Annotated in this window: 25 protein-coding genes and 1 riboswitch; of the genes, 17 read left to right on the forward strand and 8 right to left on the reverse strand. The window is 72.8% G+C overall.

The features are described from left to right. Nucleotides 1-127: 127 nt before the first annotated feature. The 4 genes from B4E97_RS11475 to B4E97_RS11490 form a co-directional block, all read right to left on the reverse strand. Nucleotides 128-1,006 (reverse strand): hypothetical protein, encoded by an 879-nt coding sequence (locus tag B4E97_RS11475; RefSeq protein WP_239262267.1) that lies wholly within the window; start codon nt 1,004-1,006, stop codon nt 128-130. After that, entirely contained in the window at nt 1,003-2,145 is a 1,143-nt protein-coding gene (locus tag B4E97_RS11480) for a TadA family conjugal transfer-associated ATPase (protein ID WP_239262269.1), read from the reverse strand. Before B4E97_RS11480 ends, B4E97_RS11475 begins: the two co-directional genes overlap by 4 nt. Then, the gene (locus tag B4E97_RS11485; RefSeq protein ID WP_029212762.1) at nt 2,142-2,852 is read right to left on the reverse strand and encodes a hypothetical protein; all 711 of its coding nucleotides are present in this window, start codon (nt 2,850-2,852) and stop codon (nt 2,142-2,144) included. The genes B4E97_RS11480 and B4E97_RS11485 overlap by 4 nt, the downstream gene beginning before the upstream one ends. A gap of 525 nt (nt 2,853-3,377) precedes the next feature. Next, nucleotides 3,378-4,226 (reverse strand): hypothetical protein, encoded by an 849-nt coding sequence (locus B4E97_RS11490; RefSeq protein WP_286959945.1) that lies wholly within the window; start codon nt 4,224-4,226, stop codon nt 3,378-3,380. A 37-nt stretch (nt 4,227-4,263) separates the two neighbouring features. Between B4E97_RS11490 and B4E97_RS11495 the strand changes: the two genes are divergently transcribed. From B4E97_RS11495 to B4E97_RS11525, 7 genes are all read left to right on the forward strand, one after another. Continuing rightward, nucleotides 4,264-5,460, forward strand: a complete 1,197-nt coding sequence (locus tag B4E97_RS11495; protein ID WP_286959946.1) for a histidine kinase — start codon at nt 4,264-4,266, stop codon at nt 5,458-5,460. Nucleotides 5,461-5,468: 8 nt separating this feature from the next. Next, complete coding sequence (locus B4E97_RS11500) at nt 5,469-6,263, forward strand: LytR/AlgR family response regulator transcription factor (RefSeq protein ID WP_051274209.1); 795 nt, start codon at nt 5,469-5,471, stop codon at nt 6,261-6,263. Beyond that, nucleotides 6,260-6,688: a hypothetical protein gene (locus tag B4E97_RS11505; RefSeq protein WP_286959947.1), complete on the forward strand. Its 429-nt coding sequence runs from the start codon at nt 6,260-6,262 to the stop codon at nt 6,686-6,688. Before B4E97_RS11500 ends, B4E97_RS11505 begins: the two co-directional genes overlap by 4 nt. Next, entirely contained in the window at nt 6,685-8,250 is a 1,566-nt protein-coding gene (locus tag B4E97_RS11510) for a cation acetate symporter (protein ID WP_286959949.1), read from the forward strand. The genes B4E97_RS11505 and B4E97_RS11510 overlap by 4 nt, the downstream gene beginning before the upstream one ends. A 165-nt stretch (nt 8,251-8,415) precedes the next feature. Continuing rightward, the gene (locus B4E97_RS11515) at nt 8,416-8,760 is read left to right on the forward strand and encodes a DUF485 domain-containing protein (protein WP_050993257.1); all 345 of its coding nucleotides are present in this window, start codon (nt 8,416-8,418) and stop codon (nt 8,758-8,760) included. Next, the gene (locus B4E97_RS11520; RefSeq protein ID WP_019286549.1) at nt 8,760-10,406 is read left to right on the forward strand and encodes a solute symporter family protein; all 1,647 of its coding nucleotides are present in this window, start codon (nt 8,760-8,762) and stop codon (nt 10,404-10,406) included. Before B4E97_RS11515 ends, B4E97_RS11520 begins: the two co-directional genes overlap by 1 nt. A 180-nt stretch (nt 10,407-10,586) precedes the next feature. Continuing rightward, nucleotides 10,587-11,858, forward strand: a complete 1,272-nt coding sequence (locus B4E97_RS11525) for an MFS transporter (protein WP_029212769.1) — start codon at nt 10,587-10,589, stop codon at nt 11,856-11,858. A gap of 243 nt (nt 11,859-12,101) precedes the next feature. Here the strand turns inward: B4E97_RS11525 and B4E97_RS11530 are convergent, their stop codons facing one another. Further along, nucleotides 12,102-13,013, reverse strand: a complete 912-nt coding sequence (locus B4E97_RS11530; RefSeq protein WP_286959950.1) for a DUF559 domain-containing protein — start codon at nt 13,011-13,013, stop codon at nt 12,102-12,104. Between the two features lie 312 nt (nt 13,014-13,325). Between B4E97_RS11530 and B4E97_RS11535 the strand changes: the two genes are divergently transcribed. The 4 genes from B4E97_RS11535 to B4E97_RS11550 are packed head-to-tail and all read left to right on the forward strand — an operon-like array spanning nt 13,326 to nt 16,625. Then, on the forward strand, nt 13,326-14,315 hold the full coding sequence (locus tag B4E97_RS11535; protein WP_286959951.1) for a metal ABC transporter substrate-binding protein: 990 nt from the start codon (nt 13,326-13,328) through the stop codon (nt 14,313-14,315). Further along, complete coding sequence (locus tag B4E97_RS11540; RefSeq protein WP_286959952.1) at nt 14,312-15,199, forward strand: metal ABC transporter ATP-binding protein; 888 nt, start codon at nt 14,312-14,314, stop codon at nt 15,197-15,199. The genes B4E97_RS11535 and B4E97_RS11540 overlap by 4 nt, the downstream gene beginning before the upstream one ends. Nucleotide 15,200: 1 nt before the next feature. Beyond that, nucleotides 15,201-16,229 (forward strand): metal ABC transporter permease, encoded by a 1,029-nt coding sequence (locus B4E97_RS11545; RefSeq protein ID WP_286959981.1) that lies wholly within the window; start codon nt 15,201-15,203, stop codon nt 16,227-16,229. A 6-nt stretch (nt 16,230-16,235) separates the two neighbouring features. Further along, complete coding sequence (locus tag B4E97_RS11550; protein ID WP_029212773.1) at nt 16,236-16,625, forward strand: Fur family transcriptional regulator; 390 nt, start codon at nt 16,236-16,238, stop codon at nt 16,623-16,625. A 76-nt stretch (nt 16,626-16,701) separates the two neighbouring features. Here the strand turns inward: B4E97_RS11550 and B4E97_RS11555 are convergent, their stop codons facing one another. Further along, nucleotides 16,702-17,016 (reverse strand): DMT family transporter, encoded by a 315-nt coding sequence (locus tag B4E97_RS11555; RefSeq protein WP_029212774.1) that lies wholly within the window; start codon nt 17,014-17,016, stop codon nt 16,702-16,704. Nucleotides 17,017-17,026: 10 nt separating this feature from the next. Next, nucleotides 17,027-17,092: riboswitch (guanidine-III (ykkC-III) riboswitch) on the reverse strand. Between the two features lie 63 nt (nt 17,093-17,155). Next, nucleotides 17,156-18,295: a CobW family GTP-binding protein gene (locus tag B4E97_RS11560; protein WP_286959953.1), complete on the reverse strand. Its 1,140-nt coding sequence runs from the start codon at nt 18,293-18,295 to the stop codon at nt 17,156-17,158. A gap of 117 nt (nt 18,296-18,412) precedes the next feature. Here B4E97_RS11560 and rpmB point away from each other — a divergent pair, with 117 nt between their 5' ends. Next, nucleotides 18,413-18,649 carry a 50S ribosomal protein L28 gene (gene rpmB / locus B4E97_RS11565; protein WP_286959954.1) on the forward strand — a complete coding sequence of 79 codons (237 nt, stop codon included), beginning with the start codon at nt 18,413-18,415 and terminating at the stop codon, nt 18,647-18,649. A 181-nt stretch (nt 18,650-18,830) separates the two neighbouring features. Here the strand turns inward: rpmB and rpmF are convergent, their stop codons facing one another. Beyond that, the gene (rpmF, locus tag B4E97_RS11570; RefSeq protein WP_286959955.1) at nt 18,831-19,010 is read right to left on the reverse strand and encodes a 50S ribosomal protein L32; all 180 of its coding nucleotides are present in this window, start codon (nt 19,008-19,010) and stop codon (nt 18,831-18,833) included. Nucleotides 19,011-19,096: 86 nt separating this feature from the next. Here rpmF and rpmG point away from each other — a divergent pair, with 86 nt between their 5' ends. From rpmG to B4E97_RS11595, 5 genes are all read left to right on the forward strand, one after another. After that, nucleotides 19,097-19,264 (forward strand): 50S ribosomal protein L33, encoded by a 168-nt coding sequence (gene rpmG / locus B4E97_RS11575; RefSeq protein WP_019286561.1) that lies wholly within the window; start codon nt 19,097-19,099, stop codon nt 19,262-19,264. Then, entirely contained in the window at nt 19,264-19,569 is a 306-nt protein-coding gene (gene rpsN, locus B4E97_RS11580; RefSeq protein WP_019286562.1) for a 30S ribosomal protein S14, read from the forward strand. Before rpmG ends, rpsN begins: the two co-directional genes overlap by 1 nt. Nucleotides 19,570-19,605: 36 nt before the next feature. Beyond that, the gene (locus B4E97_RS11585; RefSeq protein ID WP_286959956.1) at nt 19,606-19,887 is read left to right on the forward strand and encodes an HU family DNA-binding protein; all 282 of its coding nucleotides are present in this window, start codon (nt 19,606-19,608) and stop codon (nt 19,885-19,887) included. After that, nucleotides 19,884-20,129 (forward strand): type B 50S ribosomal protein L31, encoded by a 246-nt coding sequence (locus B4E97_RS11590; RefSeq protein ID WP_029211997.1) that lies wholly within the window; start codon nt 19,884-19,886, stop codon nt 20,127-20,129. Before B4E97_RS11585 ends, B4E97_RS11590 begins: the two co-directional genes overlap by 4 nt. A gap of 397 nt (nt 20,130-20,526) precedes the next feature. Then, nucleotides 20,527-20,778 carry a hypothetical protein gene (locus tag B4E97_RS11595; protein WP_239262298.1) on the forward strand — a complete coding sequence of 84 codons (252 nt, stop codon included), beginning with the start codon at nt 20,527-20,529 and terminating at the stop codon, nt 20,776-20,778. Nucleotides 20,779-20,808 lie beyond the last annotated feature (30 nt).

Genomic DNA, 20,808 nt, shown 5'->3' on the forward strand with positions numbered 1-20,808 from the left:
GATGCCGCGGGCATGGACGTGCCCACCTCCGTCCGCCGCGGGTCGGGCTCCTCGCCCCGGCGGTGGGGCAGGAGGAGGACGGCCAGGGCCACGAGCAGGCCGACGGCGGACCCCAGCGCCGAGGGGCTCACGAGACGACCGTCTCGCGCTGGGCCGTCGCCACCTGACGAGAGACCCAACGGTGGCCCGCCACCGTGAGCGCGACCCCGGCGACCGTGCACGCCAGCGCGGCCGGCGAGCCGTAGACCGCGCCCGCGTCCAGCCCCAGGCCGAGCACCGCCAGGGGCCCCGCGACCGGCAGGGCGCTGAGCAGTCGACCGGTGGCGCGGGCACCCGCCACGGCGCCACCCACCGCGCCGTCCTGCGCCAGCTGCTGGCGGCTGGAGTCGAGGGCGGCGCCGACCGCGCCGCGCACTGGCGCACCCACCTCGATCGAGACCTGCAGGGCATGGCCGACGGCATGGGCCACCCGGCCACCCCCCGCGCAGCGCAACCACGCCTCGTGCGCCTCCTCGTCGGCACCGGGCCGCAGCGCCACGCGAGCGGGATGGTCGGCCGCGTGGGTGACGATCTCGTGGGCCGATCGGACGTCGAGACCCGCCCCGAGGGCGGCCGCGAGCGCCTCGGCGACGGCCAGCCGCTCCGTCTCGTGCTCCCGGGATGTGTGGGTGGAGCCCGTTCCTCGCAACCGCTCGCGGACGGACGCAAGGACGCCCTCGGGGCCGCCGGGCGTCGAGCCCGGTGCGGTGGAGTCGGTGTCCGCCCACGTCGAGCGCCGGGGCCAGGTCCACAGCAGCAGGGCCAGGGCAGCGAGGATCCCGACCAGGACCGACGCCTCGGGCCCTGGCGCCAGGGGCGGCAGGGACGGCAAGGACGTCGGGGACGGCACGGCAGCTGCAGGAGCGTTGGGGGTCGAGGCGATCAGAGGGATCGAGCCGATCGCGGGGGCCCAGGTGTCCACGGGGATGACGGCGTGCGCGGGGATCACGGCGTGCACGGGGATCACGGCCGCGCCTCCGGGACGACGTCGGTGAGGAGGGCCAGCCCGGGGCCTGGCCGCACCCCGCCCTCGCCGTCGTGGGTGAGGGCGGGGAGCACGACGGGGCGGCCGTCGCCGTCCGGGGACAGGACCGCGATCTCCCCCACGTGCCGCACCCCGAGGGGTCGGGTCAGGTGGATCACCACCCGCAGGCCGCTGCGCGCCTGCGCCCACACGGCAGACGGCGGCATGGCGGCCAGGGCGCCGAGGGCCTCCAGCCGGGAGACCACGTCGGCGGCCGAGTTGGCGTGCACGGTGCCGCAGCCGCCCTCGTGGCCGGTGTTGAGCGCGGTGAGGAGCTCGCGCACCTCGCCGCCGCGGACCTCGCCCACGACGAGCCGGTCCGGGCGCATGCGCAGCGCCTGCCGGACGAGCGTGGTCAGGTCGATGCCACCGACCCCCTCGACGTTGGGGTGACGGGCTTGCAGCCGGACCACGTGGGGGTGCCGCGGCGTGAGCTCGCAGGCATCCTCCACGAGCACGATGCGCTCGTGGTCGGGGACCAGCGAGAGCATCGCCGCGAGCAGCGTGGTCTTGCCCGTGCCGGTCCCACCGGTGACGAGGTGCGCGACCCGGTGGGCCACGACTCCCCGCAGGGCCCGGGCGATCCACGGCTCGACCGCGCCCCGGGCCTCCAGGTCGTCGAGCGTCCACGCCTCGGGGCGCGGCACGCGCAGGGACAGGTGGGTGCCGCCGGGGGTGATGGCACCGACGACGGCGTGCAGGCGCACCCCGGAGGGCAGGACGGCGTCCACCCACGGGCTGGCCTCGTCGAGCCGCCGGCCCACCAGCCCGGCGAGCCGGGTGGCGAGCGCCCGCACGGCCCGGTCGTCACCGAGGTCGAGCAGCACCCGCTCGAGGCCGGTCCCCCGGTCGACCCACACCTCGCGCGGGCCGTTGACCAGCACGTCCGTCACGCCGGGCTCGCGGAGCAGCCCCTCCAGAGGCCCGGCGCCCAAGGTGTCCCGCAGCACCCGGCCCAGCTCGTCACGCACCCCCTGGGAGCCCAGCACCACCCGGTCCCCGGCCACCGCCTCACGCACACGACCAAGGTCGGGGCCGACGCCGTGCTCGATGTCGGCCCACGCTCCTGGCGGCAGGCTCATGCCGCACGCTCCTCGAGGACGGCGGCCAGCAGCACCTCGTCGGCCAGGTCTCGCAAGGGACCGCGGGCGCTCCCGGGCACCACCCCGCGGGCCAGGCATCCCTCGGCGCTGCGGTCGCTGCGGAGGACGCCGAGCAGCGGCAGGCGCAGGAGGTCGGCGACGCAGGCGGCCTCGTCCTGGCCGCCTGTGCGGGCCACGACGCCGATGCCCGAGGCGGAGGCCTCGCGCAGCAGCAGGGTGACCGCTGCCCCGGCCGCCAGCTGCGTCGCTCCCCCACCGACCAGCAGCGCCACCAGGTCGTGACCCCGCACCACCGCGGGCCAACCCGGTGCCACGGTGGGGGGAAGGTCGTGCACCACGACGTCGACGCACCCGTCCAGGCCACGGCGCAGCGCGTCGACCGCGGCCGGGGGTATCTCGTGCGGATGCCGGCGGTCGCACGCCACCACCCCTACGCCACGGGCCATCGGCAGCGCCGGCACGAGCTCGGCACCGTCGAGGGAGCCACGAGCCCGGTGCAGGTCGGGCCAGCGCAGCCCGGCGGCCTGCTCCACCCCCAGCACCACGTCCAGCCCGCCACCCGCGCTGCGGTGGTCGACGCAGACCACGCTGCGCCCCGACTGCGCGGCCCGCAGGCCGAGAGCCGCCACCAACGAGCTGGCACCCACGCCTCCGCTCGCGCCCTGCACCCCGATCGAGATCGTCATGCGGCCAGGCTGACCGCCCACCCCGCCACGGTGCGAGCCCCAGCGCCCGCCTGTGGACAGGCATCGCCGGAACGCGACGGGCTGTGGACAACCGCGTCAAGAAGTGACCGCTCGGCGGGGGCGGCTCCCCCCGAGGTGTCGGGAAGTGACCCGTGAGCGAGGGGGCGGGCACCTGGGTGCGGACATGGGGCGACCCCCGTCGGGGGGGGTGACGGGGGTCGCCGTGCATAGGCTCTGGGGGGGAAGAGCCCATGCACTGCGCTCGACCCGAAGGGAGCGCGTAACTCCATGATGCGACGGACTCGGACAAATGACTAGTCACTACCCACCCCGGGCGCCCAAAGTCACCCGTTCGGCCTATTCTGGCGCACTCAGCGATGCGTTACATCGATAAAGGTGACTCACGGGCGCGACATGACTAGTGCGCGACGACGCACGAGGGGGCCGAGAGGACTACCTCGATCGGGTGAGCGCACAGCCCCTGGATGGCGGCCTCGGCGCGACCGCCTGACCGCACCGGCGGGATCACGCGGTGCGGCCGGCGAGCACGGCGTCGGCGACCCGCGTGCCCTCGGCCGCCGCCGCGACCATCGCCTCGCAGCAGTGCAGCAGCCACAGCCGCACCCCGTCCTGCGTCCCCGTGGCATAGGCGGCGAGCGCTCCGACATACGCCGTCTGCCCGAGGGACCGGTGACCGGCCTCGGGCACCGCGACGCCGGTCGGGTCGAGCCCGCCGGCCTGCACGACCACGCGCTCCAGGGCCCGCGCCACCAGCCCGTTGCCGCGCTCGAACGGACGCACCACCGCCATCTCCGCGTGCACGAGAGCCCCCACCACGCCGGCGGGCACCGGCCCCACGGCGCGCAGCAGCTCCACGATCCCGTCCAGCCTGGCGGCGACCCGCTCGGCCGCGACCGGCTCCCCCAGCTCGACGAGCTCCGCGCACACCGCCTCCGGGCCCCGAGGACGCCCGAGCGCCGCCGCCTCGACGCGCAACGGGGTCGCGGCCGCCGTGTGCAGACGCGCCACGACCTGTCGCGGCGCCGCAGACAGCACGGCACGCAGGTGCTCGGCCTCGGCCGTCACCTGCACCGCCCCCCGCAGCACCTGCTCGTCCGGGAGGGGGTCGTCGCGCCAGGACAGCGCTCCACGACTCAGGTCACGGACCGTCTCGACGGGGAACTGGATCCCGTCGAGGAAGGCCGTCTCCCTGGCACCTCGCACCCGCGACTCGGCGGCGGCCTCGGGGATGCGGCGGCGCAGCGCCTGGTGCCAGCGCAGCTGCGTGCAGGCCTCGCGGGCGGCGGCGACGGCGTCGGTCACCCCCGGCAGGCGCAGCAGGGGCTCGACGGAGGCGGCGACGGGGGAGCTCACGGGGTCAGCCTAGGGACTCACGCCCTACGATCGGTCCATGCTCGAAGGGCCCGCGCGCAGCTCCGTCGCGCTGATCGCCGTCCTCGCGGCCCTGCTGGTCCTGGCCGCGTGGCTCGCGCTGCGGGTGGTCCGCGTGCGGCGCACCTTCTCCTCCCCCGTCGAGGAGGCGACGTATGACGCCCTCCACACCGCCGGGCTCGCGGCTCCCCACCTCAAGGACGGCCTGACGCCCGAGGGCAGCGCCAAGGCCGCGCGGCACCTGCGTGCCCTGCTCGGCGTGCCGGCCCTCGCGATCCTCGACACGCAGGCGCTGCTCGTCTGGGAGGGCACCGGTGAGCGTCACGCGGCGGGTGCCGTCGACCTGGTCGAGCAGGTCCTCGCGACCGGTGACCTCGAGGTGGTGCGCGGCCTCGTGTGCGTCGACGAGGACTGCCCGATCCGCTCCGCGGTGGCGGCGCCGATCGTCAGCGACGAGACCGTCATCGGCGCGCTCGTGGCCTACGCCCCGGACGTGGGCTACGGCCTGACCAGGGCCACGCGCGAGGTCGCGAGCTGGGTCTCGACCAACGTCGAGCTCGCCGAGCTCAGCCGCCAGCGCACGCGCACGATGGAGGCCGAGCTGCTGGCCCTGCGGGCGCAGATCTCCCCGCACTTCGTCTACAACTCCCTCGCCGCCATCGCGAGCTTCGTCCGGACCGACCCCGTGCGGGCCCGCGAGCTGCTGCTGGAGTTCGCGGACTTCACGCGCTACTCCTTCCGCAGCGGCGGCGCCTTCACCACGCTCGAGGAGGAGCTGGTCAACATCGAGCGCTACCTCGCCCTCGAGCAGGCCCGCTTCGGTCCTCGGCTCAAGATCGACCTGGACATCGCCCCGGAGGTGCTCGGCAACGCCGTGCCGTACCTCTCGGTCCAGCCGCTCGTCGAGAACGCCGTCCGTCACGGCCTCGAGCGCAAGGTCGGCGACGGCACGATCCGCATCACCGCGCGGGACCTCGGCACGGTCACCCAGGTCAGCGTCGAGGACGACGGTGCCGGGTCCGACCCCGAGCGGGTCCGCTCGGTGCTGTCGGGCGAGCACGACGGCGACAACGTGGGCCTGGGCAACGTGGACGCCCGCCTGCGGCAGGTGTATGGCGACGCCCACGGCGTCGTGGTCGAAACCGCGCCAGGGGCGGGCACCCGGGTGACCTTCACCGTCCCCAAGTGGGCTCCCGGCGTCCATGCGGGACAATAGGGGGCACCATGGCGGAGCACCACGCAGACGTGACCGGACCTCGCCTCGCCGCGCTCGTCGTCGACGACGAGCCGCCGGCGCGGGACGAGCTTGCCTACCTGCTCGGCGAGGATCCCCGCCTCGGGCGGATCCACCTGGCCGGCAGCGGCGCCGAGGCCCTCGCGATCCTGGCCCAGAACGACGTGGACGTCGTCTTCTGCGACATCAGCATGCCCGGCCTCGACGGGCTCGACGTGGCCCGCGCGGCGGCCGCCCAGGACGAGCCGCCGTCCTTCGTCTTCGTGACCGCCCACGACCAGCACGCCGTCGACGCCTTCGAGGTCGACGCGATCGACTACGTCCTCAAGCCCGTCCGCGAGGAGCGCCTGGCGGAGGCCGTCCGCCGGGTCGTCGCGGCCCGCCCCGCTCCCGCACCCCAGTCCGCCCCGACGCAGCGCCAGGACGACGACGAGGTCATCCCGGTCGAGCTCGCCGGCATCACCACCTTCGTCAAGCGGTCCGCCGTGATCTACGCGCAGGCGCAGGGCGACTACACCCGGCTGCACACGCGGGACAGCAACCACCTCGTGCGCATCCCGCTGTCCACCCTCGAGGAGCGCTGGTCCTCGGCGGGATTCGCCCGGATCCACCGCAGCACGCTCGTGTCGCTGCGCCACGTCACGCAGGTCCGCACCGACAAGGGCCACTGCTCGGTCCTGCTCGGCTCCCTCGAGCTGCAGGTCTCGCGCCGCCACACCCGCGCCCTGCGCGACCGCCTCGGCCGGCCGGGCGAGGCCCGCCGACGGGAGAGCCCGACGGCGTGACCAGCCCGACACCGCCGCGGGTGCGCATCACCTCGCCCCGACGCGACGCGGCCCGCCGCAGCGCCGCGGTCCGTCCCAGCACCCGGGAGATCGACGAGGACACCGGCCTCGGGCAGGTCTACATGCGGACCTACCTGCGGGGGCTGCGCCGCCTGGTCGCCGCCGCCCTGGGGTCCCTCGCCACGCTGCTCGTCGGGCTGCCCCTGGCCTTCGCCCTCGTCCCGGGAGCGGCGGGCCTGCGGCTCGGACCCGGCGTGACGGTGGCCTGGCTGCTGGTCGGCGTCGTGATCTATCCCGCCCTGTGGCTGCTCGGCCGGGCCTACGCCCGCGCCGTCGAGCGGGTCGAGCGCGACTTCGCCCGCACCGTCGCCGGTGACGACCTCCCGGACCGTGACGGCAGCGGGCCGACCGGCGGCGCGCCATGACGGCGGCCCTGCAGCCGGCATACGGCATCGTCGCCGTGGCGACGGTCTGTCTCCTGACGCTCGGGCTCGGCCTGCTGGGGGCACGCTCCAGCCGCACCACGAGCGACTTCTACGTCGCCTCGCGCGCCATCTCGCCGCGCCGCAACGCCGCCGCCATCACCGGCGAGTACCTCTCCGCCGCGAGCTTCCTCGGCCTCGCCGGGCTCATGTGGTCCGACGGCGCCGACCGGCTGTGGCTGCCCGTCGGCTACACGGTCGGCTATCTCATGCTGCTCGTGCTCATCGCGGCTCCGCTGCGCCGCTCGGGGGCCTACACGCTCCCCGACTTCGCCGAGGACCGCCTCGAGAGCCGCCGCGTGCGCCGCGTGGTGTCCCTGCTGGTCGTGGCCATCGGCTGGGTCTACCTCCTCGTGCAGCTGCAGGCCGCCGACCTGACCCTGCGCTTCCTCACCGGTGCCCCGGCCTGGCTCGGCGGGGTCCTCGTCGGCACCGTGGTCCTCACCGTGGTCAGCGCGGGCGGCATGCGCACGATCACCCTGGTGCAGTCCTGGCACTACTGGATGAAGCTCGCCGCGCTGTGGCTCCCCGCCCTGGTCCTGGTCGTCGTGTGGGTCAGGTCAGGCTCCCCCGGCCCGGCCCTGCCGCCCGACCAGCTCGAGTCCTGGTCCGAGCCGCTCAGCGGGTATGCCGGACAGGCCCACCCCCTCTACACCGTCTGGTCGACCCTGCTGGGGCAGGCGCTCGGGACGATGGCCCTGCCCCACGTCGTCGTGCGCTACTACACGATCCGCGACGGCCGCGCCGCCAGGCGGACGACCGTCACGGTGATCGGCCTCATCGCCGCGTTCTACCTCGCCCTCCCGATCTACGGGATCCTCGGGCGCGTCTACGTCCCGTCCCTGCCGGCCGGCGCCTCCACCGACACCGTCATGCTGCGGCTCCCCACCAGCGCCATCCCGGGCGGCGTCGGCGACACCCTCACCACCCTCATCGCGGCCGGCGCCTTCGTCGCCTTCCTGTCCACCGCGAGCGGCCTGGTCGTGGCGGTGGCCGGCGTCGTGGACCAGGACCTGGTCGGGCCCGCCCTCCTGCGCGCCACCGGCGGCGACGCCGACCGGCTGCACAGCTTCCGCCTGTCCGTGGTCGTCGCCGTGCTCGTCCCCCTCGCCGTCGCCCACCTGCTCCCGCACGTCGGCGTCGGCACCCTCGTGGGCCTGGTCTTCGCCCTCACCGCCTCGACCTTCGCGCCGCTGCTGGTGCTCGGCGTCTGGTGGCCACGCCTGTCGCGCGCCGGCACCCTCGCCTCCATCGGCGTGGGCGCCGTCCTCGCGGCCACGGCCTCGCTGCTCAGCCTCACCGGCCGGGTCACGGAGGGCTGGGCCGGTGCGCTCACCGCGGCCCCCGCCGCCTGGACCGCCCCCGCCGCCTTCCTCGTCGCCGTGGTCGTGTCGCTGCTCACGCCGGGCAGCATCCCGCGCGGCACCTCTCGCACGATGGTGCGGCTGCACACCCCCGAGGACGTGCGCCTCGACCGGTCCTCGCGCCGGACCGCAGCCCGCTGACGGGCGGGCGTCTCGGCATACGACCTGGTCGGGACCGCTCACCGAGCCTCACCGACCGCTCGACCCGTCGTGATCGTGTGGCTCTCGTCCGTGACCGGTGACCGGGCGCACAGTGACGATCGGCACGAGGACGTGCCGACTCCCCACCCCCGCAGGAGGCACCGCGTGAGCGCGACCAAGCCCACCCGCGACTACAGCGCCGCTTACAGCGACGTCCAACGGTCGCCCGAGTTCCAGGAGCTGCGCTCGCGGCTGCGGTCCTTCGTCTTCCCGATGGCCGGGGCGTTCCTCGCCTGGTACTTCCTCTACGTCATCTGCGCCGCGTTCTTCCCGGCGTTCATGAGCATCAAGGTGCTCGGCAACATCAACGTCGGCCTGATCTTCGGCTTCCTGCAGTTCATCACCACGTTCGCGATCACCATCGTCTACGTGCGCTGGGCCGACCGCGTCTTCGACCCCCGGGCCGAGCGGGTCCACCAGATGGTCGAGGAGAAGGGGTTGGACGCCTGATGAGCACCACGATGATCAGGGCCGCAGGTGACTCCGTCGGCTCGCCCGTCCTCAACATCGCGATCTTCGCCGTCTTCGTGGTGGTCACCCTCGCCGTCGTCATCAAGGTGTCGACGGGCAAGAAGAAGACCGCCGGCGAGTACTACACCGGCGGCGCGGCCTTCTCCGGCCGCCAGAACGGCATCGCCATCGCCGGCGACTACCTCTCGGCGGCCAGCTTCCTCGGCATCGCCGGCGCCATCGCCGTCGCTGGCTACGACGGCTTCCTCTACTCCATCGGCTTCCTCGTCGCCTGGCTCGTGGCCCTGCTGCTCGTGGCCGAGCTGCTGCGCAACACCGGCCGCTTCACCATGGCCGACGTGCTGTCCTTCCGGCTGCGCCAGCGCCCGGTCCGCATGGCCGCGGCCACCTCGACGCTCGCCGTCTCGTTCTTCTACCTCCTCGCCCAGATGGCCGGTGCGGGCGGCCTCGTGTCGCTGCTGCTCGGCGTCAAGTCGTGGGCCGGGCAGGCGATCGTCATCGCCATCGTCGGCATCCTGATGATCACCTACGTCCTCATCGGCGGGATGAAGGGCACCACCTGGGTGCAGATCATCAAGGCCTGCCTGCTCATCGCGGGTGCCGCGATCATCACCGTCTGGGTGCTCGGCAAGTTCGGGTTCAACCTGTCCGCCGTGATGCAGAAGGCGGTCGACGAGTCCCCCAAGGTCGGGGAGAAGCTCCTCAACCCCGGCCTGAAGTACGGCAAGTCCACCACGACCAAGATCGACTTCATCTCGCTGTCGATGGCCCTGGTGCTCGGCACCGCCGGCCTGCCCCACGTGCTGATGCGGTTCTACACCGTCCCCACGTCCAAGGAGGCGCGCAAGTCGGTCGAGTGGGCGATCTGGCTGATCGGCCTGTTCTACCTGTTCACCCTGGTCATCGGCTTCGGCGCGGCCGGCCTGGTCGGCCCCGGCGCCATCGTGGCCGCCCCCGGCAAGGAGAACTCCGCGGCACCGCTGCTGGCCTTCCACCTCGGCGGGTCCGTCTTCCTCGGCATCATCTCGGCGATCGCGTTCGCCACGATCCTCGCCGTGGTCGCCGGCCTCACCATCACCACCTCGGCGACGTTCGCGCACGACATCTACAACATGGTGATCAAGGAGGGGAAGGCCACCCAGGAGCAGGAGGTCAAGGTCGCCCGCCGCGCCGCCATCGCCGGTGGTGTCGTCGCGATCATCGGCGGCATCCTCGCGAACGGGCAGAACATCGCCTTCCTCGTCGCCCTGGCGTTCGCGGTCGCCGCGAGCGCCAACCTGCCGACGATCCTCTACTCGTTGTTCTGGTCGAAGTTCACGACCCGAGGAGCGCTCTGGTCGATCTACGGCGGGCTCGGGTCGGCGATGCTGCTCATCCTGTTCAGCCCCGTGGTGTCCGGCAAGGTCGACGCGACCGGCAAGAGCCTGTCGATGATCACCAACGCCTCCATCGACTTCCACTGGTTCCCGCTGGACAACCCGGGCATCATCTCGATCCCGCTGGGCTTCCTGCTCGGCTGGCTGGGCTCGATCACCGACAAGGAGAAGCCCAACCCCGAGAAGTACGCCGAGATGGAGGTCCGGTCCCTGTCCGGCCACGGCACGGCCGGCGCGATCCAGCACTGAGGGATCCAGCACTGAGGGATCCGGCGCTGAGCCGCACCTGACCCTCGCCTCTCCCACAACAGGTCACCGCCGAGTGGTCACTTCCCGACGTCGGGAGGTGACCACTCGGCGTTGGGGATGCCTGTGCCGCGGTCGTCGGGGTGGGCAGGCCGGGGGGCGGGTCCGGCATACGGTGGTCGGGTGCCCCAGCCGTATGCCGCCCCGCCGCCACCCCCAACGGCCGGGGGACACCGGCCGGGGTCCCCGGAGTACCGCCGCATCTCGTGGGCGCTGTTCCTCGCCGGGCTCGCGACCTTCGCGATGATCTACACCACCCAGCCGTTGTTGCCCGAGCTGTCGCGGGCCTTCGCGCTGACGCCGGCGCAGTCCGCCCTGTCGGTGTCGACCACGACCTTCGCCCTGGGCCTGGCCCTGCTCGTCGTGGGCCCTTCCTCGGAGGTGCTCGGGCGCACGCGGGTCATGCATGTGTCGCTCTTCGCGTCGTCGGTGGTCACGATCCTCACGGCGCTATCGCCGTCGTGGACGGTCCTGCTGGTCCTGCGGACGCTGCTCGGCCTGGCGGTGGCAGGGCTGCCGGCAGTGGCGGTCGCCTACCTGCGCGAGGAGGTGCATCCCTCGGCGACGGCGCGGGCGACCGGGCTCTACATCGGCGGCACGGCCCTCGGCGGCATGCTCGGTCGCCTGCTCACCGGCGGTGTCGCCGACCTGCTCGGCTGGCACTGGTCCATCGGCTCGATCGGGGGCCTGGGCCTGCTGTGCGCGGTGGCGGTGCGCGCGGTGCTGCCTGGCTCGCGACGCTTCGCCCCGGCGCGGCTGTCGCTGCGCGAGCTCGTCGCCATGAACCGCCGGATGCTCACCGACCCCGCCCTGCTCGCGCTCTACGGCATCGCGTTCTGCGCAATGGGGGCCTTCGTGTCGGTGTTCAACGCCATGGGGTTCCGGCTCGCCGCCGCGCCCTACCACCTGAGCCTCGCCGTCGCCGGGCTGGTGTTCGTCGTCTATGCCCTCGGGTCGGTGAGCTCCGAGCGGGCCGGGCGCCTCGCGGACCGTCACGGCGTGCGAGCAGTCGTCCCCGTGGCGCTCGCGATCGTCCTGCTCGGCCTGCTGGTCACCCTCGGCGGGTCGCTGTGGGCGGTCGTGGGCGGGCTCGCGGTGCTGACCGCCGGCTTCTTCGCCGCCCACGGGGTGGCCTCGGGCTGGGTCGCCGCCCGCGCCACGTATGTCGGTCGCGGCACCGCCCAGGCCACCTCGCTCTACATGTTCGCGTACTACCTCGGGTCGTCCGTCTGCGGCACGGTCGTCGGCACGGCCTGGAGCCGCGGCGGCTGGCCCCTGGTCGTCGGGTTCACCGGTGCGCTCCTGCTCCTGGCGCTGGTCCTCTCGCTGTGGCTGCGGCACGTCCCCAGCCTGGCCGAGCCCCCCGTCGAGGACCAGGGAGTGCGCGCCGCGTGACGCCGGTCCCCCGGCATACGGCCCCCGACCCAAACTGAGCTCCCAGCTCACTTCGCGCCGCCCAAGCCCCCGGCCAGCCCTCCCAGACGACCCGAACTGAGTCCCCAGCTCACTTCGCGCCGCCCACACCGCCCCACGACCCCCGTAGACGACCCGAACTGAGCCCGCAGCTCGCTTCGCGCCGCCCAAGCCCCATCCCAGCCCTCCCAGACGACCCAGACTGAGCTCCCAGCTCAGCTCGGATCAGGCGGCGAGAGCGCCCCGCACCACCAGCGCCGCCCGGACCGCAGCCATCGTCTCGGCGTGATGGTCGTAGTAGTCGACCTTGTTGATGAGGATGACGAGGTAGCCGAGGCGCTCCATGCGGTTGCGACGCGCTTCGTCCTGGAGCCGCTGCTCGTCGGTGCGGTAGTGGTGGGCACCGTTGTACTCAACGACGACCCTGGCGCGGCGCCAGAGGAAGTCCGCGTAGCCGACCAGCGCTCCGCGATCGTCGAGGATCTGGGCGTTGAGCTCGGGTGCCGGTAACCCCTCGCGCACGAAGTCCTGCCGCACCCTCGACTCCATCACCGAGTTCGTGCCGGGACGCACCTGACGGCTCGCTGCGCGGGCCGCAACGACCCCGCAGGACCGGATCGCCAGCGCCTCGTCGAAGTAGTCGTCACCTCGGCCCGACCTCCACGCAACCATGAGGTCCCCGAGCACGACGCGATCCGAGACGCTGAGATCGCCCGCCACCTGCCGGAACAGGTGCGCGTCGTCGAGGACCGGGATCGCGAGCCCCGGCAGCGCGATCGTCGGGAGGTCCGGCGCGTGCAGCCGATGGCCCGTCACGGTGGCCAGCCGTGGTGGGGTCCGGCCATGGACGCCCACGTCGAGCGGCGGTCGGTGCTCGGGCGTCCACCGGCGGCCCACGGCCAGCCCGCGGAGCCAGATACCCGTCCAGTGGGTGAAGACGCACCCTGCCGGCAGCACGAGGGACGCGGCCTGGGCGTCCTCGAGGACCGTGAGCGGCATGCGGGTCCCGAGCACCGAGCGGTGCGGGCGGGCGAGATCGGCCATCGTCGCGCGAGTGACCCCCAGCTCGCGAGCGCGCCGAACGGTGAAGAAGACGCGGGCGCTCAGCTGCGGCGGGAGAGGGCGTTTGGGTGCCATGGACCCAGTTTGAGACGGTTCGAGCGTGGTGGCGTCTGCCATCCACAAGCGGGGCGGGGACCCGTCACGTTATCCCCAGGCGGCCCGAATTGAGCTCCGAGCTCACAACGTGCCGCCCACGTCGCCATACATGCCCTCCCGGCGACCCGAACTGAGCTCCGAGCTCGGAATGTGCCGGCAGAAGCCCCGCCCACGGCCTCCTGACGACCCGAACTGAGCTCCGAGCTCACGACGCGCCGCCCACGCCCATCGCCCGGACTAGCGGGCGGAGCCAGTTTGACAATGATTTCCATTAGGCCGACCCTGGAGAGCATGAACCGCCGTCTGCTCGCCGCCCCTGCAGCCCTCACCCTGCTCGCCCTCACCGCCTGCGGATCGGGTGACGGCGGCTCCAGCACCGGCGGCGCAGCGAGCCAGGGCGGCAAGGACGGCAAGCTCGGCGTCGTCGCCAGCTTCTATCCCCTGCAGCACGCCGCCGAGCAGATCGGTGGCCAGCACGTGCAGGTCACCAACCTCACCAAGCCCGGCTGGGAGCCGCACGACCTCGAGCTGACGCCCAAGGACGTGACCACCCTCTCCAAGGCGGATCTCGCGATCTACGAGAAGGGGCTGCAGTCGGCCGTGGACACCGCGGTCGCCGACACCAAGCCGGACAAGGCTCTCGACGTCGCCACGGCCGCCAACCTCTCGCTCACGCACGGCGAGACGATCGGCGAGGACGGGCACGACCACGCGACCGAGTCCGCCGAGGAGCATGCGGGGCACAGCCACGGCAAGGGCGCCAAGGACCCGCACTTCTGGCTGGACCCGCAGCGCTACGCCAAGGTCTCCCAGGCCATCGCCGACCGACTCAAGCAGGCCGACCCCGCCCACGCCGCGGACTACGACGCCAACCTCAAGACGTTCACCGGCCGGCTCACCGCCCTGGACTCCGAGCTCGCGGCCGGCCTCAAGGGCTGCACCAACACGACGATCGTGACCAGCCACGCGGCGTTCGGCTACCTCGCGGACCGCTACGGGCTGCAGCAGGTCGCCATCTCGGGGCTGTCCCCCGAGGAGGAGCCCGAGCCCGCCAAGCTCGCCGAGATCGCGAAGTACGCGAAGTCGCACAAGGTCACCACCATCTATGCCGAGACGCTGGTCAGCCCCGCCATCGCCCAGACGGTCGCCAAGGAGACCGGGGCGCAGACGGCGGTGCTGGACCCGATCGAGGGCATCACGGACTCCTCCGCCGCCAAGGACTACGTTGGCGTCATGAAGGCCAACCTCGCCACGCTCAAGAAGGGCCAGAGCTGTCCGTGACCTCCGCCCGCGTCAGCGCGCCTGACGCTCCCGTCATCAGGCTCCGGTCGGCGTCCTTCGGGTACGCCGACCGCGCCGTCGTCTCCGGGGCCGACCTCACGGTGGCGCCCGGCGAGGCGCTGGCCCTCCTCGGACCCAACGGGTGCGGCAAGTCCACGCTGGTCAAGGGCCTGCTCGGGCTCAACGACCACCTGGGCGGCGAGGTCGAGCTGTTCGGCACCCCGCTCGCGCGCTTCCGCCAGCGCTATCGCATCGGCTACGTGCCCCAGCGCCACACCCTGTCCGGCTCGGTCTCGGCGACGGTCCGCGAGGTCGTCGCCACCGGGCGCCTGCCGCACCAGGGCCTCCTGGCCCGGCTCGGGGCGCGCGACCACCAGATCATGGCCTCGGCCCTCGACGTCGTCGGTATGACGGACCAGGCCCGCCAGGACGTCTCGACGCTGTCAGGCGGCCAGCAACGGCGCGTGCTCATCGCCCGCGCCCTCGCCGGCGAGCCGGACGCCCTCGTGATGGACGAGCCCACCGCCGGCGTCGACGTCGCCAACCAGCGGTTGCTGACCACCGTGCTGCAGCGCCTGCGGGACCGCGGCGTCGGCCTGCTCATCGTGACCCACGAGGTCGCGGCCCTCACCCCGGTCCTGGACCGCATCGTGCACATGTCGGCCGGCCGGATCACCTTCGACGGGACCGTGGCGGAGTTCGAGCGGGCCAGCCGCGCCGATCCCCTCTCCCTCGGCGATCACCACCACCATCACGACGACGACGGGCACGACCTGCCACCCGCCCGCTGGGTCGACCCCGCCGGCGTCGGGGCGTCCGGCATACGGCCAAGGAGCGCCGGCGCAGGCGCCCCCGCGCCGAGCAAGGAGACCCACGGTGCTTGACCTGTCCGAGCTGTGGAGCTTCGAGTTCATGCGGCGCGCCCTGATCGCCGCGCTGCTCGTGGGTGCCGCCGCGCCGATGGTCGGGACCTTCCTCGTGCAGCGCCGGCTGTCCCTGATCGGCGACGGCATGGGGCACGTGGCGCTCGCCGGCGTCTCCATCGGCCTCCTCACCGGCAACCAGCCGGTCCTCACGGCACTCGTCGCCGCGGTGGTCTGCGCCGTCGTGATCGAGCTCATCCAGCGCTACGGCCGCGCCAGCGGGGACGTGGCCCTCGCCGTCATGTTCTACGGCGGGATCGCGCTCGGTGTCGTGCTGATGTCGCGGGCGACGGGGACGGGCGCCAACCTGACGTCCTACCTCTTCGGCGCGATCACCACGACCAGCCGCGACGACCTCGTGGTCTTTGCCGTCCTCGCCCTCGTCGTCATGGTCACCACCTGGGTGCTGCGGCCACGGCTGTTCGCCGTCGCCAACGACGAGGAGTGGTCCCGCGCGGCGGGGCTGCCGGTCCTCGGGCTCAACATCGTGCTCGCCGTGATGACCGCCGTCACCGTCGTCGTGTCGATGCGCGTCGTCGGGCTGCTGCTCATCAGCGCGCTGATGATCCTGCCCAACGCGGCCGCCCAGCAGGTCTCGCGGTCCTTCCGCTCGATGCGGCTCGTCGCCGTCGTCATCGGCGTGCTGTGCGCCATCGGCGGCGTCGCCCTGTCCTACCAGCTCGACACGCCCTCGGGCGGCACGATCGTGCTGCTCGTCCTCGCGGTGTTCATCGTCCTGAGCGTGGCGGCAGCCCTCGCCCACGCCGTCGCCGCACGCCATCACCGCTATGCCGAGATGCACGCCCACGAGCACGGGCCCGGCTGCGGGCACCAGCAGGTCGAGCACGGCGATCATGTCGACTACCTGCATGATGGACATCTGCACGCCCCGCACGGGGACCACTACGACGAGCACCACGACCACCGCGAGGACGACCGGCCACCCACGGCCGACGACGTCGTCGCCGGGCGGCCGACCAGCAGGAGCTGATCCACGATGCCGGACACCGAGCGCCGAGCCACCAAGCAGCGCCGCGCCGTCGAGCAGGTCCTGCGCGAGACCGACGACTTCATCTCGGCCCAGGCCCTGCACGCCCGGCTGCGCGAGCAGGGCGACACGGTCGGCCTCGCCACCGTCTATCGCACGCTCAACGCCATGGCCGAGGACGAGCGCGTCGACATGCTCCGCGTCGACGACGGTGAGGCGCGCTACCGGCTGTGCGCGAGCGACGACCACCACCACCACCTCGTATGCCGGGAGTGCGGCCGCACCGTCGAGATCGAGGGCCCTGCGGTGGAGTCGTGGGCCGACACGGTGGCCGCACAGCACGGCTTCCGCGACGTGTCGCACACCCTCGAGGTCTTCGGGACCTGCGCGAAGCACTGACGGGCACAGGGACGCGCGACGGTGACCCCTCACGCGCGGCGGCGGCCTCTCAGGTGCGGCGAGGAGCCGCCGCGGCTCAGTGCAGCAGCTTGAGCCCTGCCACGCAGCCGATGATCCCGAGCAGCAGCAGGACCTTGACCAGCGAGATCGGCTCTGCGCCGGTCGCCATCGCCCAGGCGACGGTCGTCACGGCGCCGATCCCCACCCACACGGCATAGGCCGTGCCCACCGGCAGCTCACGCAGCGCGTAGGCCAGCCCCGCCATGCTGAGCGCGCAGGCCACCACGAACACCACGCTCGGCCCGAGCCGGCTGAATCCCTCGCTGCGGCTGAGGGCCGTGGCCCACACAGCCTCCAGCACACCTGACAGCACCAGCACGATCCACGACATGGTCACTCCTCGTGGCCGTCTTGTCGCGTGACCGGGTACGGCTCCCTCGTCCGGGGCCCGCTCGTGGAGCCTCCATCCAGGCTCGCACGGGCCGTATGCCGGGGCAAGCTCGCTCGCGGCGACCCGTCACGCGCCGCGGTCAGGCCACGTCGGAGGCGCCCTCCTCGCCGAGCCAGTCCTCGAAACCGTCGCGTCGCCCGAGCCAGCGGTCGCGCGCCGTGAGCATCTCGGCCTCGGTCATGACGGCGTCCTCGAACGCCTCCCTCACCACGACTGCGGTCTCGTCGTCGGTGGTGACCACGAGGTTCGTCATACGGTCGGCGTCGTCCCACCCGCCGATGGAGCCGATGGACAGCTGACCGCCGCTGGCCTCCCACGCGATCGCGGTGCCGGGCCGCCCGGGCAGCCAGAACGCGCCGCGGCCGCGCAGCTCGCCGGACCCGAGGTCCTCGAGGCGCTGCTGCAGGCGTCCGGGGTGGAAGGGGCGCCAGGTCCGCAGCCGCAGGGTCTGCAACCCACCGGCCGGCTGCGCGCCGGTCGGTCGGCGGCGCCGCGGGTCGACGAAGCCCTGCGCCACCTGCACGTCGAAGCCGCGCGCGCTCAGCTCCGCCCCCGCCGAGAAGCTCGACAGGCCGAGGTAGACGCGGCTGTCCGGCCGCCGCAGGTGGTCCAGCAGGGCGGTGTCCGACTCGTCGAGCGTGTCCTGCACGATGACGACCGCGTCGGCGAGCTCGATCTGGTTGACCAGCACCTCGCCATGGCTGCGGCGGTCGTCCTCGACCATCGCGAGTCCGAGCTCCTCGAGCAGCGGGTCGTCGAAGACCCCGGCGCACACGTCGTCGCAGCTCACGACCGTGATGACCGACCGCAGGGTCAGCAGGTCAGCAACCCGGCGCCCGTCCGCGAGGTGAGCCCGGGCCAGGCCGAGGGCGATGGGCAGGGGCTCGGCGGACGGCGGCAGCGAGACGACGAGCGTGCCCCAGCGGCCAGTCCCGGCGAGGCGGACCAGGGTCGGGAGGATCGCCTCGCGCATGGCGCACGACAGGCAGGGGTGCTCGACGTCCTGCCCGTCCTCCTCGACCGTGCCCGTGAGGTCGCTGACGGCCCAGCGCACCTGGCCGGCGGCGGCGTCCACGACGAGACGCACCACGGCGGCGTCTGGCAGGTCGCACTGCAGGCCCATCGCGGCGACGGCCTGGTCGGTGGCGTCGAGGCCGGCGACGACGAGCACGTCGGTGGTGCCGGGGCGGTGCAGCGGTCCGGGGTCGGGAGCGGGCATCGGGTCTCCTTCGTATGCCGGTGCCGCCTCGCCCATCGCGATGGACTGGCACCGGCGGCTGGTAGCGTAATGAGAATCGTTATTACTATAGCCAGACCAACCCGAGGGAAGGAACTCATGTCCAACCACTGCCAGCTGACCGGCACCGTGCCGCGCTTCGGCAACACCATGAGCCACTCGCACCGCCGCACGAGTCGCCGCTTCGACCCCAACATCCAGCGGCGGACCTACTGGGCGCCGAGCCTCGGCCGCACGGTGACCCTGCGGCTGTCGACGCGCGCCATCAAGACGATCGACCGCATCGGGATCGACGCCGCGATCGTGCGGATGCAGGCTCGCGGCGAGCGGCTCTGACCGCCCGGACGGCCCTGACGGCGCCTGCTCGTTGGAGCGCGCGGCGCCGCAGGGGCGCCATACCCGCGTCGTCCCACATGGCCGCAGAGATGGCCGCAGAGATGGCCGCGGGGTGGATCGAGCGCCGATCTCGGTGCCCGATCCACCCCCGCAGACGCTGCGCCCCGGCCCGACGGAGGCCTCAGGCCTCGTAGGGGCTCGAGTCGACCAGCCCACGCTGGACCGCACGCACGAGCCGTCGGGGCACGCGCACCGTGCGGCCACCGACCGACACGGGCACGAGGTCGACGGGCTCGGCCTTCCAGTTGGCGCGGCGGGACCGGGTGTTGGAGCGCGACATCTTGCGCTTGGGGACTGCCATCAGGTGCCTCCTCGGCGTGGGAACAGAGCGCTCAACCTATCAGTTATGGTAATCATTCTTATCTGACAGACGAAGGAGGCCACCTCATGGCCAGGTCCACCGACGTGCGGCCCAAGATCAAGCTCCGCTCCACGGCGGGCACGGGCTACACGTACATCACGCGCAAGAACCGCCGGAACGACCCCGACCGGCTCGTGATCCGCAAGTACGACCCCGTCGTGCGCCGGCACGTCGAGTTCAAGGAGGAGCGCTGATGGCCAAGAAGTCCAAGATCGCCCGCGACCAGCAGCGTCGTGAGGTCGTCGCCCGCTACGCGGAGGAGCGTCGCGCCCTCAAGCGCGTCATCGCCGACCCCACCGCCGACGCGATGAGCAAGGCCGCCGCCCAGCTGCGGCTGCAGCGGATGCCCCGGGACGCGAGCGCCACCCGCCTGCGCAACCGCGACGTCGTGGACGGTCGCCCGCGCTCGGTCTACCGGGCGTTCGGCCTGTCGCGGATCCGCCTGCGCGAGATGGCCCACGCCGGCGAGCTGCCCGGCGTCACCAAGTCCAGCTGGTAACCCACCAGCCCGATCCCCTTCCGAAAGGACCGTTCCATGAACCGCAGCGAGCTCGTCTACGAGATCAGCAAGCGCACCGCCACCACGCCCAACGACGTCAACGGCGTCCTCGACGCCCTCGGCGACCTGATGCGCGAGTGCGCCGCCGACGGCAGCAAGCTGCAGATCGCGGGGCTGCTCACCCTCGAGCGCGTCGAGCGCGCCGCCCGCACGGGCCGCAACCCGCGCACCGGCGAGTCGATCGAGATCCCGGCGCAGCCGTCGGTGAAGCTCACGCCCGGCTCCACGCTCAAGGCCGCCGCCAAGGGCGAGAGGTGAAGCCGGGCATCCACCCGGACTACCACCCCGTGGTGTTCCGGGACCCGACGGCCGACTTCGCCTTCCTCACGCGCTCGACCGCCACGAGCAACGACACGATCGAGTGGGAGGACGGCAACACCTACCCGGTGATCAACGTCGACGTCTCCAGCGCCTCGCACCCGTTCTACACGGGCAAGCAGAAGATCATGGACACCGCCGGACGCGTCGAGCGCTTCAATCGCCGCTACGGCCGCGGCTGACGCCTGACGCCAACGGCCCCACAGACCCCGCGCACCGTCTCTCCGCGCGGACCCAGGTCGCGGCTCGCCCCTCCCCTTCGGCCGGGAGGAGCGGGCCGCGATCGCCGTATCCAAACGGCTCGGATCCGCCCATTGGTGACCAATGGCGAGGAGGGGTCGAGATGCGGGTGGGTGAGACGTCGGTCACAGCGATGCCGATGCTGCTGGTCCAGCGATCCGCGCCACGACGCCGGCTGCACGGCGGAGCGAAAACCATTATCAGACAACGGGATCGTGCGATGCCTGGGTCACAGGAGACCCACAGGCGGGGGGTCCTAGAGTGAGCCTCGGGCGTGGCGGACCACGCCCGCAAGGGGCGCCGCACCCGTGGCGGCGCGACGAACAGCAGGAGGGGACCATGACCCAGCACACCGACGTCATGGACCACGAGCACCTCGCCGGCGACGGCTGTCAGACCGTGCAGCACGACGACCACCTCGACCACGTCCACGGCGAGGAGCGCCACCCCGAGGTCTCGGTCCACGCCGACCACGAGGGCGAGCACACCGAGGGCGACGGCTGCGAGACCGTCGAGCACGACGACCACGTCGACCACCTCCACGACGGCCACCGGCACCACCAGCACGGCGACCACGTGCACGAGCACTGACCCACCCTTCGCCGACTGGTCAGTTCCCGA

Source organism: Arsenicicoccus sp. UBA7492, from assembly GCF_002479615.1.
Classification (GTDB): Bacteria; Actinomycetota; Actinomycetes; order Actinomycetales; family Dermatophilaceae; genus Arsenicicoccus; species Arsenicicoccus bolidensis.